Here is a 14,485-nt window from a genome sequence, read left to right on the forward strand (position 1 = left end):
CTGGGACGACTTGATGCCGCTGACGCGCGACAGGATCATCGGCCATGACCTCGAACGGCTGGCCTTTCGCTTCACCATGCTGAACGAGGGCGAGGCCGTCCATTGCCAGATCAGCGACGCCGCGATGGACGAGCTCGCGGGCATGCAGGGCACCGAGAGCAGCGCGCGGCAGGCGCAATTCCTGTCGCTGCGCGAGACCATCGAGCGGATCGCGTCGGAGATCTATGACGAGGCGCCGCGCGTGCAGGGCTATGTGGTGCGGATTTTCATGCGGCATCTGGGGCGGTGAGGTCGCTCCACAACCCCGCCGTCATGCCCCGGCTTGACCGGGGCATCCAGTACGCCGCGGCCTATCGAGTCAATCACAGCCGTCTCGGAGTACTGGATCGCCCGGTCAAGCCGGGCGACGACAGCAGTGTTGGTGGCGAGATTGTCCCAGCTCACTGCATCGATGCAGCTCACCCCTCCAGCTTCCGCAACAACAGCTTCAGCGCCGTCGCCGCAAACACCTGCATGTTGCCGAACCGGTCGTTTTCACCCGTCTCCAGCGTCATCACCTCCGAGGCAGGTCCCGCGACCGCCATGCAGCTATGGCCGGCGGCGTCGCCGTAGCGGTTGCCGGTGGGGCCCGCGGCGCCGGTCTCGGACAGACCCCAGTCGCTGCCAAAGCGCGTTCGCATCTGCCCGGCCAGCAGCTGTGCGTAAGGTTCCGACGAGGAGCGAAAGCCCTTCATTCCTTCGTCCGAAATATCCATCAGCACGCGCCTGGCATCGCGGGTGTAAACCACCGCGCCGCCGAGGAAGTAGGCGGAGGCGCCGGGCACCGCGAGCAGGCTGGCCGCGATCAGGCCGCCGGTGGAGGATTCCGCCACCGCAATAGTCTGTTTGCGCGCGATCAGTCTGGCGGCGACCTGTTCTGCGATGCCGACGAGCTCTTTCATTCCGCAACCCCCATTCCTTCGCAACCGAGCTCAGCCTTCCTAGCATATGACGGGACGCTTGGCCGAGTTGCGGGCGGCGGGCAGGCCTGCTTGAATGAGGGTACAAGAAGAGACGTGCGAGGAAACGTGAGAAGGGAGACGTGATGGCGTCCCTGATCGCCGGCGGCATCGATTGCGACGTGCATCCGGCCGTGCCGTATCTGACCAGCCTGCTGCCGTACCTGAACGACTATTGGCGCGATCAGGTGACGACGCGCGGCATGGTCGATCTCGTCTCGCAATCCTACCCGCAGAATTCGCCGATCGTGGCGCGCCCGGACTGGCGCCCCGAAAAGGGCAAGCCCGGCGAGAATCTGGAGGACATGCAGCGCCATGTGCTCGATTCCTTCCGGCTCGATCTCGCCATCTGCAATCCGCTCTACGGCGTGCAGATGGTGTTTTCGGAAGACATGCAGGCCGCCTTCTGCCGCGCGCTGAACGAATGGCTGGCGAAGGAATGGCTCGACCGTGACGCGCGGCTGCGCGGCTCGATCGTGATCCCGACGCAAAGCGTCGAGAAAGCTGTCGCCGAGATCGAGCGCTGTGCACAGGACAAGCGCTTCGTGCAGGTGCTGATGCTGGTCATGGGCGACACACCGCTCGGCAAGCGCGCGCTGTGGCCGATCTATGAGACCGCGGAGCGTCTGGAACTGCCGGTCGGCATCCACGCCGGTTCCGCCTATCACAATCCACCGACCGCGGTGGGGTGGGGATCCTACCACATCGAGGATTATGTCGGTCAGGCCCAGGCGTTCCAGACCCAGCTCACCAGCCTGATCGTCGAGGGCGTATTCGCCAAATATCCGCGGCTGAAAATGGTGATGCTGGAATCCGGCGTGTCCTGGATCTCGCCCTATCTCTGGCGGCTGCACAAGTTCTGGCGGGGCGTGCGGATGGAGACGCCGTGGGTCGATCGCGCACCGCTGGATATTGTGCGCAGCAACATCCGCTTCTCGTTACAGCCATTTGATGCGCCGCCAGATGAGGGGACATTAAATCGCCTGTTTGATCATATGCAGTCCGACGAATTGGTCCTATTCTCCACGGACTATCCGCACTGGCAGTTCGACGGCCCGGACGCGCTGCCCGAAGGTCTGTCCCCCGATCTCGTGCGCAAGATCATGATCGACAATCCGTATGCGACCTATCCCCGCCTGAAATGAGCCCGCTGCCAAAGGAGGCAAGGCGATGAATATCCAGTTCCGCGAGAACCAAGAAGCCGCGTCCCCTCTGACCGTCAAAACCGCGATCGCGGACTGCGACATCCATCCGGCACGCGCCACCCGCACCGAGCTCTATCCCTACCTCGCCAAACGCTGGCAGCATCATCTCGAAGTCTACGGCGTGCATGCCTATCAGGGCATGATGGAAGGCCCGCCTTACCCCAAGGCCCAGCCCAATGCCTCGCGGCGCGACGCCTATCCGCCGGAAGGCGGCCCGCAGGGCTCCTCCCTCTCCTTCATGCAGAAGCAGCTGCTCGATCCCAACAACGTGCAACTGGGCGTGCTCAACCCGCTGGGCACCGGGCAGGGCATCCGCAATCACGAGCTCTCGGCGGCGCTGTGCTCGGCGATCAACGATTGGCAGATCGACAAATGGACCAGCAGGGACAAGCGGCTGAAGGCCTCGATCGTCGTGGGCAACGAGGATGGACTGTCCGCCGCCGCCGAAATTCGTGAGCGCGCCGGCGACAAGAACTTCGTGCAGGTGCTGCTGCTCAGCCGCAATGTCGAGCCGCTCGGCCAGCGCCGCTATTGGCCGATCTATCAGGCCGCCGAGGAAGCCGGCCTTCCCGTCGGCGTCCACGCCTTCGGCTTCGGCGGCAACCCGATCACGCCGTCAGGCTGGCCGTCCTATTACATCGAGGAGATGGTGGGTCACTCGCAATGCCAGCAATCGGCGCTGGCGAGCCTCGTGCTGGAGGGCGTGTTCGAGCGCTTCCCGAAACTGAAGATGGTGATGATCGAGGCCGGCTTCGGCTGGGCGCCGTCACTGGCGTGGCGCCTCGACAAGGTCTGGCAGCGCCTGCGCAGCGAAGTGCCGCATGTGAAGCGGCCGCCGTCGGAATATATCCGCGAGCAGGTGTGGTGGACCACGCAGCCGATGGAGGATCCTGAAAGGCGCGAGGATCTGTTCGACGTCATCAACTGGATCGGCTGGGACCGGCTCTTGTTCGCCACCGACTATCCGCATTGGGACTATGACGAGCCCTCGCGCGTGCTGCCTGCGGGCGTCAGCGAAGCCAATCGCGAGGCGTTCTACCTCGGCAACGCCAAGAAGCTGTATGGCGTTTCCTGATGGCGAGACACGTGATTGCGCCGGTCGACGAGCTTCCGCCCGGCACGCGAAAATTCCTGGAGATTGACGGCCGGCCGATCGCGATCTTCAACATCAAGGGCGAATATTTCGGCCTGATGAACCGCTGCCCGCACCAGGGCGCGGCTTTGTGCGAGGGGCCGCTGATCGGGCTCGCGCAGTCGAGCGAGCCCGGCGAGATCGAATACACCAAGTTGGGTGAGATCATCCGCTGCCCCTGGCACGGCTGGGAGTTCGACATCCGCACCGGCCAGTCCTATTGCGACCCCCGCCGCTTCCGCGTGAAGGCCTATCCGGCCCATGTCGAGCCGGGCGCGAGCCTGGTGAAGGGGCCGTATGTCGCCGAGACGATCCCGGTGAAGGTCGAGAGCGATTACGTCGTGGTGGAGCTATAGCCCACTGTCATTCCGGGGCGCGCGTAGCGCGAGCCCGGAATCCATGTCTCCCCAGCACTGCTGTCGCGCGATGGATTCCGGGCTCGCCTCTTCGAGGCGCCCCGGAATGGCACCGTCTTAGTGCCCCGCAACCGGCTCCGCCACCGGATCATATGTCGGCACCGCCTTGCCGCCGCCGCGATACACCGTCGAGGCTGCGATGATGCCGAGCAGCGCGGCGAACATCAGCCAGAAGCCGGGCGAGGCCTTGTCGCCGGTGCGCTCGATCAGCCAGGTCGAGGCGAGCGGCGTGAAGGTGCCGAACAGCGCAGCGGCGAGCGCGAACGCCAGCGAGAAGCAGGTGGTGCGCACATGCGCCGGCACGATCTCGACCAGCGCGCCCAGCATGGTGCCGCTGTAGACGCCGAAATAGAACGAGAACATCATCTCGACCGCGAGCAGCTTGCCGAAGGTCGGCGCCGCCACCAGCCAGTGCAGCGCCGGATAGGCCGTCACCAGCGACAGGCAGGCGATCGTGATCAGCACCGGCTTGCGGCCGATGCGGTCGGACAGCGCGCCGCCGACCGGATTCCAGAAGAAGTTGCTGACGGCGACGAGCAGCGTCACCAGCAGCGCGTCCTGCGTCGACAGCTTCAGCACGGTCTTGCCGAAAGTCGGCGTGTAAACCGTGACGAAGTAGAACGTCGTCGTGGTCAGGATCGCGATCATCATGCCGAGCAGCACGATGCGCCAGTTGGCAAGCGCGGAGGCGAACACTTCGCTCGCGGTCGGGTGCTTCTTCATGGCGAGGAAGGCGGGCGTCTCCTCCAGCGTCCGCCGCAGGAAGAAGATCAAGGGAATGATCAGGCAGCCGACGAAGAACGGAATGCGCCAGCCCCAGGCGGCGACGGTGTCGGCCGGCATCGCCTCGGAGAGGAGATAGCCGAGGATCGACGCCACGAAGATCGCGACCTGCTGGCTCGACGACTGGAACGAGGTGTAGAAGCCGCGATTGCCGGGCGTCGAGATCTCCGCGAGATACACCGAGACGCCGCCCAGCTCGACGCCGGCGGAGAAGCCCTGCAGCAGGCGGCCGATCAGCACGATGACGGGCGCTGCGATGCCGATGGTCGCATAGCTCGGGCAGAAGGCGATGACGACGGTGCCGATGGCCATGATGCCGAGCGTGACGATCAGGCCCTGGCGGCGGCCGATGCGGTCGATGTAAGCCCCGAGCACGATCGCACCGACCGGCCGCATCAGGGCGCCAAGCCAGAACACGCCGAAAGTGTTGAGCAGCGAAGCCGTCTCGTTGGTGGAGGGGAAGAAGGCCTTGCCGATCGCGGCGGCATAGAAGCCGAACAGGAAGAAGTCGAACTGCTCGAGGAAATTGCCGCTGGTTGCGCGCAGGATCGCGCCGATTCGCGACTTGATGGCGGGCGGATTGCTTGAAGTGGCTGGTCCAGCCATGGCGTTGCTCCCTTGGATAGGCGTGGCCGGACCGGGACATCATCTCACGGTAAGGCGACAGACTGCGACAATCTGTCCTACCCCTTCCCGCGCGAGACGGGGCGAGTCAATCCGTTTTGCGGAGGAAGCAGTTGATTTTTCAGGTCTTATTTTGCGTCGCAGCAATCATCCATTGGCGGAACGCGGTCAGCTTCTGGGCTTCGCGGCGCCCCTCGGGGGCAACCAGGTAGAAGCCGGCGTCCGCCGGCAGCGCGATCTTGAAGGGCACGACGAGCCGGCCCTTGGCGATGTCGTCCTGGACATAGGAGGTCCGTCCCATCGCGACGCCGATGCCGTCGATCGCGGCCTGGATGGTCATGAAGATCATGTCGAAGGTGATGCCGGGATGCCGCGCGATGTCGGCCGGCAGGCCCGCCGCGGTCAGCCAGAGCCGCCAGTCATCGCTGTTGGCGTTGGAGGTGTGCAGCAGCGGGTGGTTGCGCAGGTCCTCGGGCCGCCGCAGCGCCTTGTCGCCGCGCAAAAGTGAAGGGCTGCACACCGGAAACAGCTCGTCCGCCATCAGCCAGTCGGCGCGCAGGCCGGGCCATTGGCCGCGTCCGTAACGGATCGCGGCATCGACATTGTCGCGCTGGAAATCGACCAGGCTGGTCGAGGTGGTGATGCGCACGTCGATGCCGGGATGCTGCTCCTGGAAATCGGTCAACCGCGGCAGCAGCCATTTCGCCGCGAGCGAAGCCAGCGTCGACACCGTCAGCACCTTGTCGTCGTCCTTGCGCAGCAGACGGTCGGTGGCGAGGCGCAAATCGTTGAAGGCGGCGCGGACGCCGGGGAGGTAGTCGCGCGCCTCCGGCGTCAGCGCCAGCGCACGGTTCTGCCGGATGAACAGGCGGATGCCGAGCTCGTCCTCGAGCCTGCGGATCTGATGGCTGATGGCGGTCTGCGTCACGTTCAGTTCGGCGGCCGCCAGCGTGAAGCTGAGATGGCGCGCGGCGGCCTCAAACGCCCGCAATCCGTTGAGGGAGGGCAATCTGGCAGTCATCTGGCAGTAGGATACATGACGTTATTTCATGCGAAGGGGTACAAATTGTCGTTTGTCGCGGTGCAATAGGAAGCAGATATTAGCGGTCAAGTTAGCTCCAGGAGCTGAAAATGTCTACTTTGACCCACAACTCGATGACAAATCATCATGCGCCCGGACTGATCCAGCAGGTCAGTGAGACGCTTCACGTCTGGCACGAGCGCTACCGGACCAGGCGCGAGCTCACCAGCTGGACCGCCCGTGATCTCCAGGACGTCGGACTGTCCTGGAGTGACATTGCCTTTGAGGTCGACAAACCCTTCTGGCGGGCCTGATTGGCCGCCAGGCCGGCGCCGCCTGATCTCGGGGGCGCCGGCGGTCCCTTTGTGAAGGGCTCGCATCATGAGCACGCTCCGCCTCGAAGACCTCAAGCAATATTCGGATGCCCTGCGCACCCGCGACGGCACGGCGCTCAACCTCCGTTTCGTCGAACCGCGCGACACCGACGAGCTCCAGCACTATTTCCGTTCGCTCTCGACCCGCTCCCGCTACAACCGCTTCTTCGGCGCCATCAGTGAATTGCCGAAGGGGCTGCTGCATGACTTCCTCGCGATCGGCGCGCGCGATCGTTTCACTGTCGTCGCGACCATGATGGTCGACGGCTTCGAGACCATCGTCGCCGAAGCGCGCTATGCGCTGCATGCGGAAACCGCGACGCTCGAATTCGGGCTGTCGGTCGACGACCGCTGGCAGGGCCACGGCATCGCCACCGCGCTGATGAAGAACCTCGAATGCCGCGGCGCTGCGCTCGGCGCCGAGCACATGTTCGGCGACACGCTGCGGTCCAACGAGGCCATGGTCTCGCTCGCGCGCAAATCGGGCTTCGCCTTCGTCAATCACCCAGACGACTGGAAGCTGGTGCGCTTCGACAAGGAGATCGCGGTCGCGCCGAAAGACATTCCCTGCGCAAGCTGGCGTCTCGCCGCGCTTTCCCGTCAGGCCGATAGCCCCTCAGCCTCGGCCTGACACCACTGAGAAGCCCGGCCTGGTCTCCAGTGCCGGGCGATTTTTTTTCTTTCGGTCTCTCTCTCCAGCGTCATTCCGGGGCGCGCGTAGCGCGAACCCGGAATCCACTTTTCAGCGCGTTCTGCGGCCCAATGGATTCCGGGCTCGATGCTGCGCATCGCCCCGGAATGACAGGCTACTTCCCTGTGAACACCGCCTTGCGCTTCTCGATGAAGGCCTGCACGGCCTCCTTGTGATCGGCGGTCGTGGTCAGGCGTACCAGCCGCTCGGCTTCGTGGTCGCGCGCGGTTTCGAAGTCGAACAGCACGGCCTCGTCGAGATTGTCCTTCATGTAGCGCAGCGCGAGGCGCGGGCCTTCGGCGAGCGATTTTGCCAGTGCGAAGGCTTCCATCTGCAATTTGTCGTCGGGCACCACGCGGTTGACGAGGCCGATGGTCTCGGCGCGCGCGGCATCGACGCGGTCGCCGGTGAACATCAGCTCGCGCGCCCGCGCGGTGCCGACCAGCCGCGTCAGCAGCCAGGCGATGCCGTAATCGCCTGACAGCGCGATGCGGGCATAGCCGGTGGCGACGAAGGCCGATTGTGCGGCGATGCGGATGTCGCAGGCCATGGCAATGGCAAGCCCGGCGCCGACAGCGGGGCCGGGCAAGGCGGCGATGGTCGGCTTGCGCACCGACACCAACGCGCCCGTCAGCAGCCGCTGCCGCTCCTGGAGATCGGCGATCCGCTCCTCCAGCGACATCTCCAGCTTCTTCGGGTCACGGTGCGCGCCCATGCCCTTGACGTTGCCGCCGGCGCAGAACGCTTCGCCCGCGCCGGTGAGCAGCAGCGCACCGACGTTGCGGTCTTCGCCGCAGCTCCGGATCATCGTGCGCAGCGCCGGTGTCAGCGCGTCCGACAGCGAATTGCGCGCCTCCGGCCGGTTCAGCGTGATGATTGCGACGCGGTCGCGGATCGTACAGAGGAGCTCGTTGGTGCCGGTATCGATAGTGGTTTCGGTGGTCATGTCGCCTCCCTTTCTTTCGTCATTGCGAGCGAAGCAATCCAGACTGCCTCCGCGGAAATAGTCTGGATTGCTTCGTCGCTTCGCTCCTCGCAATGACGGTGCCTTGTTGTTCGGTCTCGTAGGGTGGGCAAAGCGACTTGTCCGCCGTAGCTCGAAGAGCGAAGGCGGAAGCGTGCCCACGATGTGTCTCAGTGTCCGAGATGGTGGGCACGGCGCGATGCGCCTTTGCCCACCGCGTCTCGCCTTCAGAATTTCTCCACCCAGGGCCGCAGCTCCAGCTCCCAGCTCCAGGCGCTGCGCGGTTGCTGCAGCACGTTCCAATAGCTCGCCGCGATCGCATCGGGATCGAGCATCGAGTCCGGCTTGTCATCGGGCTCCGTCCGTGCGGCGCTGCGGATGCCGCCGTCGATCACGAAATGCGCGACATGGATGCCCTGCGGCGACAATTCGCGCGCCATGCTCTGCGCGAGGCCTCGCAGCGCGAACTTGCCCATCGCGAACGCGGCGGATTGCGCGTAGCCCTTGACGCTGGCGGAGGCGCCGGTGAACAGGATCGCGCCGTGCTTGTTCGGCAGCATGCGCTTGGCCGCCTGCTGCGCCACCAGGAAGCCGCCATAGGCGCTGACCGCGATCGCCTGCGCGACATCGGCCGGGACCAGGTCGACGAACGGTCCGCGCGTGCGGCCGCTGGCGTTGTAGACCACGAGATCCGGCGTGCCGATCTCGCGCTCGACGAGGCCGAACAGCCGCTCGACCTCGTCAGGATCGGTGGCGTTGCAGGCATAGGCTTTCGCGCCGGTCTCGCTACAGAGCGCGCCGAGCTTCTCGATCTTTCGCGCCGCCAGTGCGACGCGAATGCCTTGCGTGGACAGCAATCGCGCCAGCGAGGCGCTCAGGCCTTCGCCGGCACCGACGATGAGGGCGATCTTGTATTTCGGATGTTCCATGGCGTGATCTCTTCAGGACTGGAGCCGTTGATCTATGCATGGGCCGCGCGAACAACCAGCCGGCGCGATCACAATTCCGCAGAGCGAATTGCTCCGTCGCGGCGATCATGCCGCCCTGACAATTTGCGGCTTTATCGCTCTCCGCGGCTGGAGCATGATCGACATCATCTCAAGCGGCAAGCGCCAAATCGGCGCAAAATGTCCGCAAGGCGGAAACGATAGAGGACGATCATGCACAAGCCGGCCCCAGCACAGCCGAAACACGCCGCGGCCGAGCCATCCGGCCTGCTGGCGCCGGATACCAGCGGCATGAATTTCTACCGCGCCGATCCCGCGCTGACGGATCTCCTGCGCATCCATCTGCCGGAGCCGCTGTTCCGCCATATCGAGCCGCATCTCGATCGCCTCGGCGAACTCGCCGGCGGCCGGCTCGACGAATGCGCGCGCCTCGCCGACCGGCACACGCCCATCCTGCATCAGCGCGACAAGTTCGGCCGCGACGTGCAGTCGATCGAGTATCACCCGGCCTATCGCGAGCTGGAGAACGCGGCGTTCGGCGAGTTCGGCATCCACGCACTCTCGATCCGCAAGGGCATCATGGGCTGGCCGGACAAATATCCCGTGGCCGCCAAGCACGCCTTCACCTTCCTGTTCAACCAGACCGAATTCGGCATGGGGTGCCCGATCAACGTCACCGATGGTTGCGCAAAACTGCTGGCGAATTTCGGCGGCGAGGCGCTGAAGGCAAAATATCTGGACGGCCTGACCTCGACCGACATGAGCAAGCTGACGCAAGGCGGCCAGTTCATGACCGAGAAGGAAGGCGGCTCCGACGTCGGCACGCTGACGACGCGCGCGGTGCAGGAGGGCGACCATTGGCGCCTCACTGGCGAGAAATGGTTCTGCTCGAATGCCGACGCGAAGGTGGTGATGCTGCTGGCGCGGCCCGAAGGCGCCGGCCCCGGAACGCGGGGCGTCGGCCTGTTCCTGATGCCGCGCTTCCTCGACGACGGCACGCAGAACCACTACCGGATCGTGCGCCTCAAGGACAAGCTCGGCACCCGCTCGATGGCCTCGGGCGAGATCAAGCTCGAAGGCGCCATCGCCTATGCCGTCGGCAAGCTCGACCGCGGCTTCGTGCAGATGGCCGAGATGGTGAATTCGTCGCGGCTGTCGAACGGCGTCAAGTCCACCGCGCTGATGCGCCGCGCCTATCATGACGCCATGACGGTTGCGAAGAACCGCGTGGTGTTCGGCAGCCGCATCATCGACCTTCCGCTCGGCCGCCGCCAGATGCTGAAGATCATGCTGCCGGTCGAGCAGGCGCTATCGATGAGCTTTCTCACGGCCGATGCGCTCGATCGCGCCGAAGCGGGCAGCCAGGATGCGGCGGCCTTGCTGCGCATCCTCACCCCGACGCTGAAATTCCGCGCCACGCGCGATGCGCGAAAGGTCTGCGGCGATGCGCTCGAGATGCGCGGCGGCATCGGCTATATCGAGGAGTTCGCGACGCCGCGCCTGTTGCGCGACGCGCATCTCGGTTCGGTCTGGGAAGGCACCGGCAACATCGTCGCGATCGATGCGCTGCGGCGCGCGGTCGGCCGCCATGGCGCGGAATCCGCACTCGCTGCCGATCTGCATGCGCGGCTCGACGACAGTGCGTCGGTGCCGCAGGCCTGGCGCGACAAGCTGCGTGGTCTCGTCGATCGTGCGGTCGGCTTCGCGCGCGAGGTCGCGGCGAAATCGGAGAACGAAGCCGATGCGCGCCGTGCGACCAGCCTGCTCTATCATGTCGCCAGTGCGGTGGCGCTTGCCTGGGAGGCGCACCGCATCCACGAGATGCGTGGCGATGCGCGCCGGCTGCTGCTGTCGCGCCTCGTCGTCGACCACAGGGTGTCGCCGAGCGATCCGTTCCGGCTGACGGAAAATGCGACCCAGGCCAGGATCGCGGAGCTGCTGCTGGGCGATCGCGACGCCGGCATGAGCGAGGTTGGCGAACTGGTTCTGGCAGCGTAGGCTGCAGCCCACGCCTGAACCAAGAAACGCGATAGGGAGTGCTCGATGAAGGCCGCCGTCCTCTATGAAGTCAACAAGCCCCTGGTCATCGAGGATGTCAGCCTGCCGAAGCCCGGCCCGCGCGAGGTGCTGATCCGCACCTCGGTCGCCGGCCTCTGCCACTCGGACCTGCACTTCATGGAAGGCCTTTATCCGCATCCGCTGCCTGCGGTGCTCGGGCACGAATCCGCCGGCGTCGTCGAGCAGGTCGGCTCCGACGTCACCTACGTCAAGCCGGGCGACCACGTCGTGACCTGCCTGTCGGTGTTTTGTGGCACCTGCGACAATTGCACCACCGGTCGCACCGTGCTTTGCACCGACACCACGGTGAAGTTGCTGCCGGGCGCTTCGAACCGGATGCAGTGGAACAGGCAGGAAAAGCTGCACCAGTTCCTCAACCTGTCCTCCTTCGCCGAGCAGATGCTGGTGCATGAGAACGCCATCGTCAAAATCCGGAAGGAAATGCCGCTCGATCTCGCCGCGCTGATCGGCTGCGGCGTCATCACCGGCTATGGCGCGGTGGTGAACACGGCAAAGGTGACGGCGGGCGAAACCGTCGCCGTGATCGGCTGCGGCGGCGTCGGCATGGCCGCGATCAACGGCGCGCAGATCGCCGGCGCCGGGCGCATCATCGCCATCGACACCAATCCGGCAAAGCTCCAGCTCGCCACCAAGCTGGGCGCCACCGACATCATCAATCCCGCCGATGGCGACGTGGTGAAGCAGGTGCGCGATCTCACCAATGGCGGCGTGCATCATTCATTCGAGGTGCTCGGCCGCAAGGAGACCGCCGAGCAGGCTTTTGGCATGCTCGCTTCGGGCGGCACGGCCACCATCGTCGGCATGATCCCCTTCGGCCAGAAGATCGAGCTGCACGGGTTCGATTTCCTCAGGGAACGCCGGATCCAGGGCTCCTCGATGGGCTCGAACCATTTTCGCGTCGACATGCCGCGCCTGGTCGATTTCTACCTGCGGGGACGGCTGCATCTGGAAGACTGGATCTCGGCCAAGCTGAAGCTTTCGGAGATCAACGAGGGCTTTGCCAACATGAAAGCCGGCAAGACGCTGCGCAGCGTGATCGTATTCGACAGCTAGCAGGCATCGGCACCGGTCGGTGTTATGCCATAACAGGTGTCATCGCCCGCGAAGGCGGGCGACCCAGTACACCGCGGCGAGAGTTGTGTGAACGAACTGCTGCCGCGGCGTACTGGATGCCCCGGTCAAGCCGGGGCATGACAGAGGAGTGTGAGGTTAGCTTGCTTCACCTCATCGCGACACGTGCGCGGACACCGCGAGCCACTCGCCATTCCGCTTTGCCCAGCAATCGGTATATCGCCCGGTCGCCTTCTGCTCGTCCGCCGTGGTGTAGCTGGTCGCGGCATGGATGATGGCGAAATCGCCCATGATGCGGATGATGACGTCGTGGGCCTGCAGATTGCGGATCGCGATCGGCCGCGCCGTCTGCTCCAGGAAGGCGGCGCGATCCACCAGTGTCTTGTCGGGATTGGAGCAATAGAACTCGGGCGCGAGGATCTCGTCGAAGCGCTTGACGTCGCAGTTCTGCACCGAGGCGACATAGTCGCGGTTGAGCGCGGTGAGCTGTTCGAGGTCCTGGCTCATGGTGCTGTCACTCCGGGGCGCAATGACGGAAGCGCTAATCATTGAACAATGGCGGAGGCACGAACCCGCCGAACTCGCGCTCGATCAGCTCGGCGAGCTTGAGCGGTGTGCGGTCCTCGAGGAATGGCCCGATGATCTGGACGCCGACCGGCAGGCCGTCCTTCGACAGGCCGAGCGGGATCGCCGTGGCCGGCAGGCCCGTCAGGGTCGCGATGCCGGGCCAGGCAAGCTGGTCCGGATAGGCGTGATCCTTGCCGTCGATATTGATCCGGCGCTTCTCCTGCTCCGGGGAATGATCATGCGGATAGGCCGGGGTCGGCATGATCGGGCAGATCACCGCGTCGAACGTCCGGAACAAGTGCCGCCATTGCGCGCGCAGGCCGGCGCGCGCGCCCTCGTCAAACACCCAGGCCTGATGGCTGGAGGTCATGCCGCGCAGCCGCTCGGCCGCAAGGCTCTTGTTCTCGGGCGAGAGCTGCGCCGCGCCGGCACGTGCGCCGGCGAGAATGTCCGGCGGAAAGAAGGCGCCGAGAAAGCCCATCAGCATGCGCATGTAGAGGCGCGAGGCCTCCGCGAAGTCCGGAAACAACGGGCTTTCGCGCGCGACGCTGGCGCCGGCACTCGTCAACTGGCCGGCGAGCTTCTGGATCGCGCCGCGAATGTCGGCATTCGCGGGCAGCAGCGGATGGCTATCGATCACCAGCAGGCGGAAATCCTTCAGCGCGGCATGGCGCGCCTCCGGTAGGGCGAGCTTGTATCCGACGCCGAGGTCTAGCGGATCGGGGCCGGCCATCACGTCGAGCAGCAGCGTCAGGTCGGCGGCGCTGCGGGCCATCGGGCCAATGACCGCCATATCGCGCTCCATCGGGATCGCGGGGAATGGCGGCGGCGTATGGCCGCGCGTCGGGCAGAGATTGTAGGTCGGCTTGTGCGCATAGACCCCGCAATGGAAGGCCGGCACACGCAGCGAGCCGCCAATGTCGGAGCCGAGCGAGAGCGGCCCATAGCCGGCGGCAAGCGCGGCAGACGAGCCGCCCGACGAGCCGCCGGGCGTGCGGCCGAGATCGAACGGATTATTGGTCGTGCCGTAGATGTCGTTGTAGCTCTGCCAATCGCCCAAGCCGACGGGAACGTTGGTCTTGCCGAGAATGACGCCGCCCGCGTTCTTGACCCGGCTGATCGAGAGCGCGTCCTCCGCCGGCCGGAAATCCTTCTGCGGCGTCCAGCCCCAGGTCGTCGGCAGGCCAACGATGTTGTAGGATTCCTTCACCGTGACGGGAAGGCCGAGCAGCGGCTTGCGCTCGCCGCGCGCCAGGGCGGCGTCCGCCTCGCGCGCGGCACTGAGCCCGCGCTCGAAATCCCGCACGCAGATCGCGTTGATCTTGCCGTCGTGCCGTTCGATGCGGTCGATCGCGTCCCTGGCGAGCTCGACCGCGGAGACTTTCTTCGTGCTTAGCGCGTTCGACAGCTCGACGGCGCTCTTGAAACTCCATTGCGACTTGGCCACGGCGCATCTCCTGTTCTTATTGTCGGGCGATGATGCGCAGTTTGGCCGAACCTCGCAACGGTTGTTTGATCGTGATTGATGTGCGGGCGAGCGAACTGAGTTCAGGAATTCGCTGTCATCGCCCGGCTTGACCGGGCGATCCAGTATTCCAGAGAAGGTTGTGATT

Annotated in this window: 15 protein-coding genes; 8 read left to right on the plus strand and 7 right to left on the minus strand. The window is 65.1% G+C overall.

What is annotated here, in order from left to right; all coding sequences use genetic code 11:
* Window positions 1-13: 13 nt before the first annotated feature.
* Complete coding sequence (locus CO669_RS22830; RefSeq protein ID WP_198964200.1) at window positions 14-289, plus strand: DUF1488 family protein; 276 nt, start codon at window positions 14-16, stop codon at window positions 287-289.
* Window positions 290-458: 169 nt separating this feature from the next.
* Here the strand turns inward: CO669_RS22830 and CO669_RS22835 are convergent, their stop codons facing one another.
* Window positions 459-941: a CinA family protein gene (locus tag CO669_RS22835; RefSeq protein WP_097662183.1), complete on the minus strand. Its 483-nt coding sequence runs from the start codon at window positions 939-941 to the stop codon at window positions 459-461.
* Between the two features lie 143 nt (window positions 942-1,084).
* Here CO669_RS22835 and CO669_RS22840 point away from each other — a divergent pair, with 143 nt between their 5' ends.
* From CO669_RS22840 to CO669_RS22850, 3 genes are read left to right on the plus strand one after another with little or no spacing between them, the layout of a single operon-like run.
* A complete protein-coding gene (locus CO669_RS22840) occupies window positions 1,085-2,143 on the plus strand; it encodes an amidohydrolase family protein (RefSeq protein WP_097662184.1) in 1,059 nt (352 codons plus the stop codon).
* A gap of 25 nt (window positions 2,144-2,168) precedes the next feature.
* Window positions 2,169-3,278, plus strand: coding sequence for an amidohydrolase family protein (locus tag CO669_RS22845; RefSeq protein ID WP_097662185.1), 1,110 nt, complete (start codon window positions 2,169-2,171; stop codon window positions 3,276-3,278).
* Window positions 3,278-3,691, plus strand: a complete 414-nt coding sequence (locus CO669_RS22850; protein WP_097662186.1) for a Rieske (2Fe-2S) protein — start codon at window positions 3,278-3,280, stop codon at window positions 3,689-3,691. The genes CO669_RS22845 and CO669_RS22850 overlap by 1 nt, the downstream gene beginning before the upstream one ends.
* 117 nt (window positions 3,692-3,808) lie before the next feature.
* On the opposite strand, the gene CO669_RS22855 is transcribed toward CO669_RS22850, so the two are convergent.
* Both CO669_RS22855 and CO669_RS22860 read right to left on the minus strand, forming a co-directional pair.
* Window positions 3,809-5,140, minus strand: coding sequence for an MFS transporter (locus tag CO669_RS22855; RefSeq protein WP_097662187.1), 1,332 nt, complete (start codon window positions 5,138-5,140; stop codon window positions 3,809-3,811).
* 139 nt (window positions 5,141-5,279) lie between these two features.
* The gene (locus CO669_RS22860) at window positions 5,280-6,179 is read right to left on the minus strand and encodes a transcriptional regulator GcvA (protein WP_097662188.1); all 900 of its coding nucleotides are present in this window, start codon (window positions 6,177-6,179) and stop codon (window positions 5,280-5,282) included.
* Between the two features lie 110 nt (window positions 6,180-6,289).
* Between CO669_RS22860 and CO669_RS22865 the strand changes: the two genes are divergently transcribed.
* Entirely contained in the window at window positions 6,290-6,493 is a 204-nt protein-coding gene (locus CO669_RS22865; RefSeq protein WP_097662189.1) for a DUF1127 domain-containing protein, read from the plus strand.
* 67 nt (window positions 6,494-6,560) lie between these two features.
* Entirely contained in the window at window positions 6,561-7,184 is a 624-nt protein-coding gene (locus CO669_RS22870) for a GNAT family N-acetyltransferase (protein WP_097662190.1), read from the plus strand.
* Window positions 7,185-7,359: 175 nt separating this feature from the next.
* Here CO669_RS22870 and CO669_RS22875 read toward each other — a convergent pair whose 3' ends face one another.
* Both CO669_RS22875 and CO669_RS22880 read right to left on the minus strand, forming a co-directional pair.
* Window positions 7,360-8,190 (minus strand): enoyl-CoA hydratase, encoded by an 831-nt coding sequence (locus CO669_RS22875; RefSeq protein WP_097662191.1) that lies wholly within the window; start codon window positions 8,188-8,190, stop codon window positions 7,360-7,362.
* A 245-nt stretch (window positions 8,191-8,435) separates the two neighbouring features.
* Entirely contained in the window at window positions 8,436-9,137 is a 702-nt protein-coding gene (locus CO669_RS22880) for an SDR family oxidoreductase (protein WP_097662192.1), read from the minus strand.
* Window positions 9,138-9,368: 231 nt separating this feature from the next.
* Between CO669_RS22880 and CO669_RS22885 the strand changes: the two genes are divergently transcribed.
* Window positions 9,369-11,153 carry an acyl-CoA dehydrogenase family protein gene (locus tag CO669_RS22885; RefSeq protein WP_097662193.1) on the plus strand — a complete coding sequence of 595 codons (1,785 nt, stop codon included), beginning with the start codon at window positions 9,369-9,371 and terminating at the stop codon, window positions 11,151-11,153.
* 45 nt (window positions 11,154-11,198) lie between these two features.
* Complete coding sequence (locus CO669_RS22890; RefSeq protein WP_097662194.1) at window positions 11,199-12,287, plus strand: Zn-dependent alcohol dehydrogenase; 1,089 nt, start codon at window positions 11,199-11,201, stop codon at window positions 12,285-12,287.
* Between the two features lie 171 nt (window positions 12,288-12,458).
* Here CO669_RS22890 and CO669_RS22895 read toward each other — a convergent pair whose 3' ends face one another.
* Both CO669_RS22895 and CO669_RS22900 read right to left on the minus strand, forming a co-directional pair.
* A complete protein-coding gene (locus CO669_RS22895) occupies window positions 12,459-12,812 on the minus strand; it encodes a nuclear transport factor 2 family protein (protein ID WP_198964201.1) in 354 nt (117 codons plus the stop codon).
* Between the two features lie 34 nt (window positions 12,813-12,846).
* Window positions 12,847-14,319 (minus strand): amidase, encoded by a 1,473-nt coding sequence (locus tag CO669_RS22900; RefSeq protein WP_097662196.1) that lies wholly within the window; start codon window positions 14,317-14,319, stop codon window positions 12,847-12,849.
* Between the last annotated feature and the right edge of the window lie 166 nt (window positions 14,320-14,485).

Origin of the sequence: Bradyrhizobium sp. Y36 (assembly GCF_002531575.1) — a bacterium.
Taxonomy (GTDB): Bacteria; Pseudomonadota; Alphaproteobacteria; order Rhizobiales; family Xanthobacteraceae; genus Bradyrhizobium.

What these genes read in the sequence shown, in the direction of transcription:
- CO669_RS22850 (WP_097662186.1), top strand. Translation starts at nt 3,278, where the DNA reads ATGGCGAGACACGTGATTGCGCCGGTCGACGAGCTTCCGCCCGGCACG.
- CO669_RS22870 (WP_097662190.1), top strand. Translation starts at nt 6,561, where the DNA reads ATGAGCACGCTCCGCCTCGAAGACCTCAAGCAATATTCGGATGCCCTG.
- CO669_RS22845 (WP_097662185.1), top strand. Translation starts at nt 2,169, where the DNA reads ATGAATATCCAGTTCCGCGAGAACCAAGAAGCCGCGTCCCCTCTGACC.
- CO669_RS22840 (WP_097662184.1), top strand. Translation starts at nt 1,085, where the DNA reads ATGGCGTCCCTGATCGCCGGCGGCATCGATTGCGACGTGCATCCGGCC.
- CO669_RS22830 (WP_198964200.1), top strand. Translation starts at nt 14, where the DNA reads ATGCCGCTGACGCGCGACAGGATCATCGGCCATGACCTCGAACGGCTG.
- CO669_RS22875 (WP_097662191.1), bottom strand. Translation starts at nt 8,190, where the DNA reads ATGACCACCGAAACCACTATCGATACCGGCACCAACGAGCTCCTCTGT.
- CO669_RS22890 (WP_097662194.1), top strand. Translation starts at nt 11,199, where the DNA reads ATGAAGGCCGCCGTCCTCTATGAAGTCAACAAGCCCCTGGTCATCGAG.
- CO669_RS22885 (WP_097662193.1), top strand. Translation starts at nt 9,369, where the DNA reads ATGCACAAGCCGGCCCCAGCACAGCCGAAACACGCCGCGGCCGAGCCA.
- CO669_RS22880 (WP_097662192.1), bottom strand. Translation starts at nt 9,137, where the DNA reads ATGGAACATCCGAAATACAAGATCGCCCTCATCGTCGGTGCCGGCGAA.
- CO669_RS22860 (WP_097662188.1), bottom strand. Translation starts at nt 6,179, where the DNA reads ATGACTGCCAGATTGCCCTCCCTCAACGGATTGCGGGCGTTTGAGGCC.
- CO669_RS22865 (WP_097662189.1), top strand. Translation starts at nt 6,290, where the DNA reads ATGTCTACTTTGACCCACAACTCGATGACAAATCATCATGCGCCCGGA.
- CO669_RS22855 (WP_097662187.1), bottom strand. Translation starts at nt 5,140, where the DNA reads ATGGCTGGACCAGCCACTTCAAGCAATCCGCCCGCCATCAAGTCGCGA.
- CO669_RS22835 (WP_097662183.1), bottom strand. Translation starts at nt 941, where the DNA reads ATGAAAGAGCTCGTCGGCATCGCAGAACAGGTCGCCGCCAGACTGATC.
- CO669_RS22895 (WP_198964201.1), bottom strand. Translation starts at nt 12,812, where the DNA reads ATGAGCCAGGACCTCGAACAGCTCACCGCGCTCAACCGCGACTATGTC.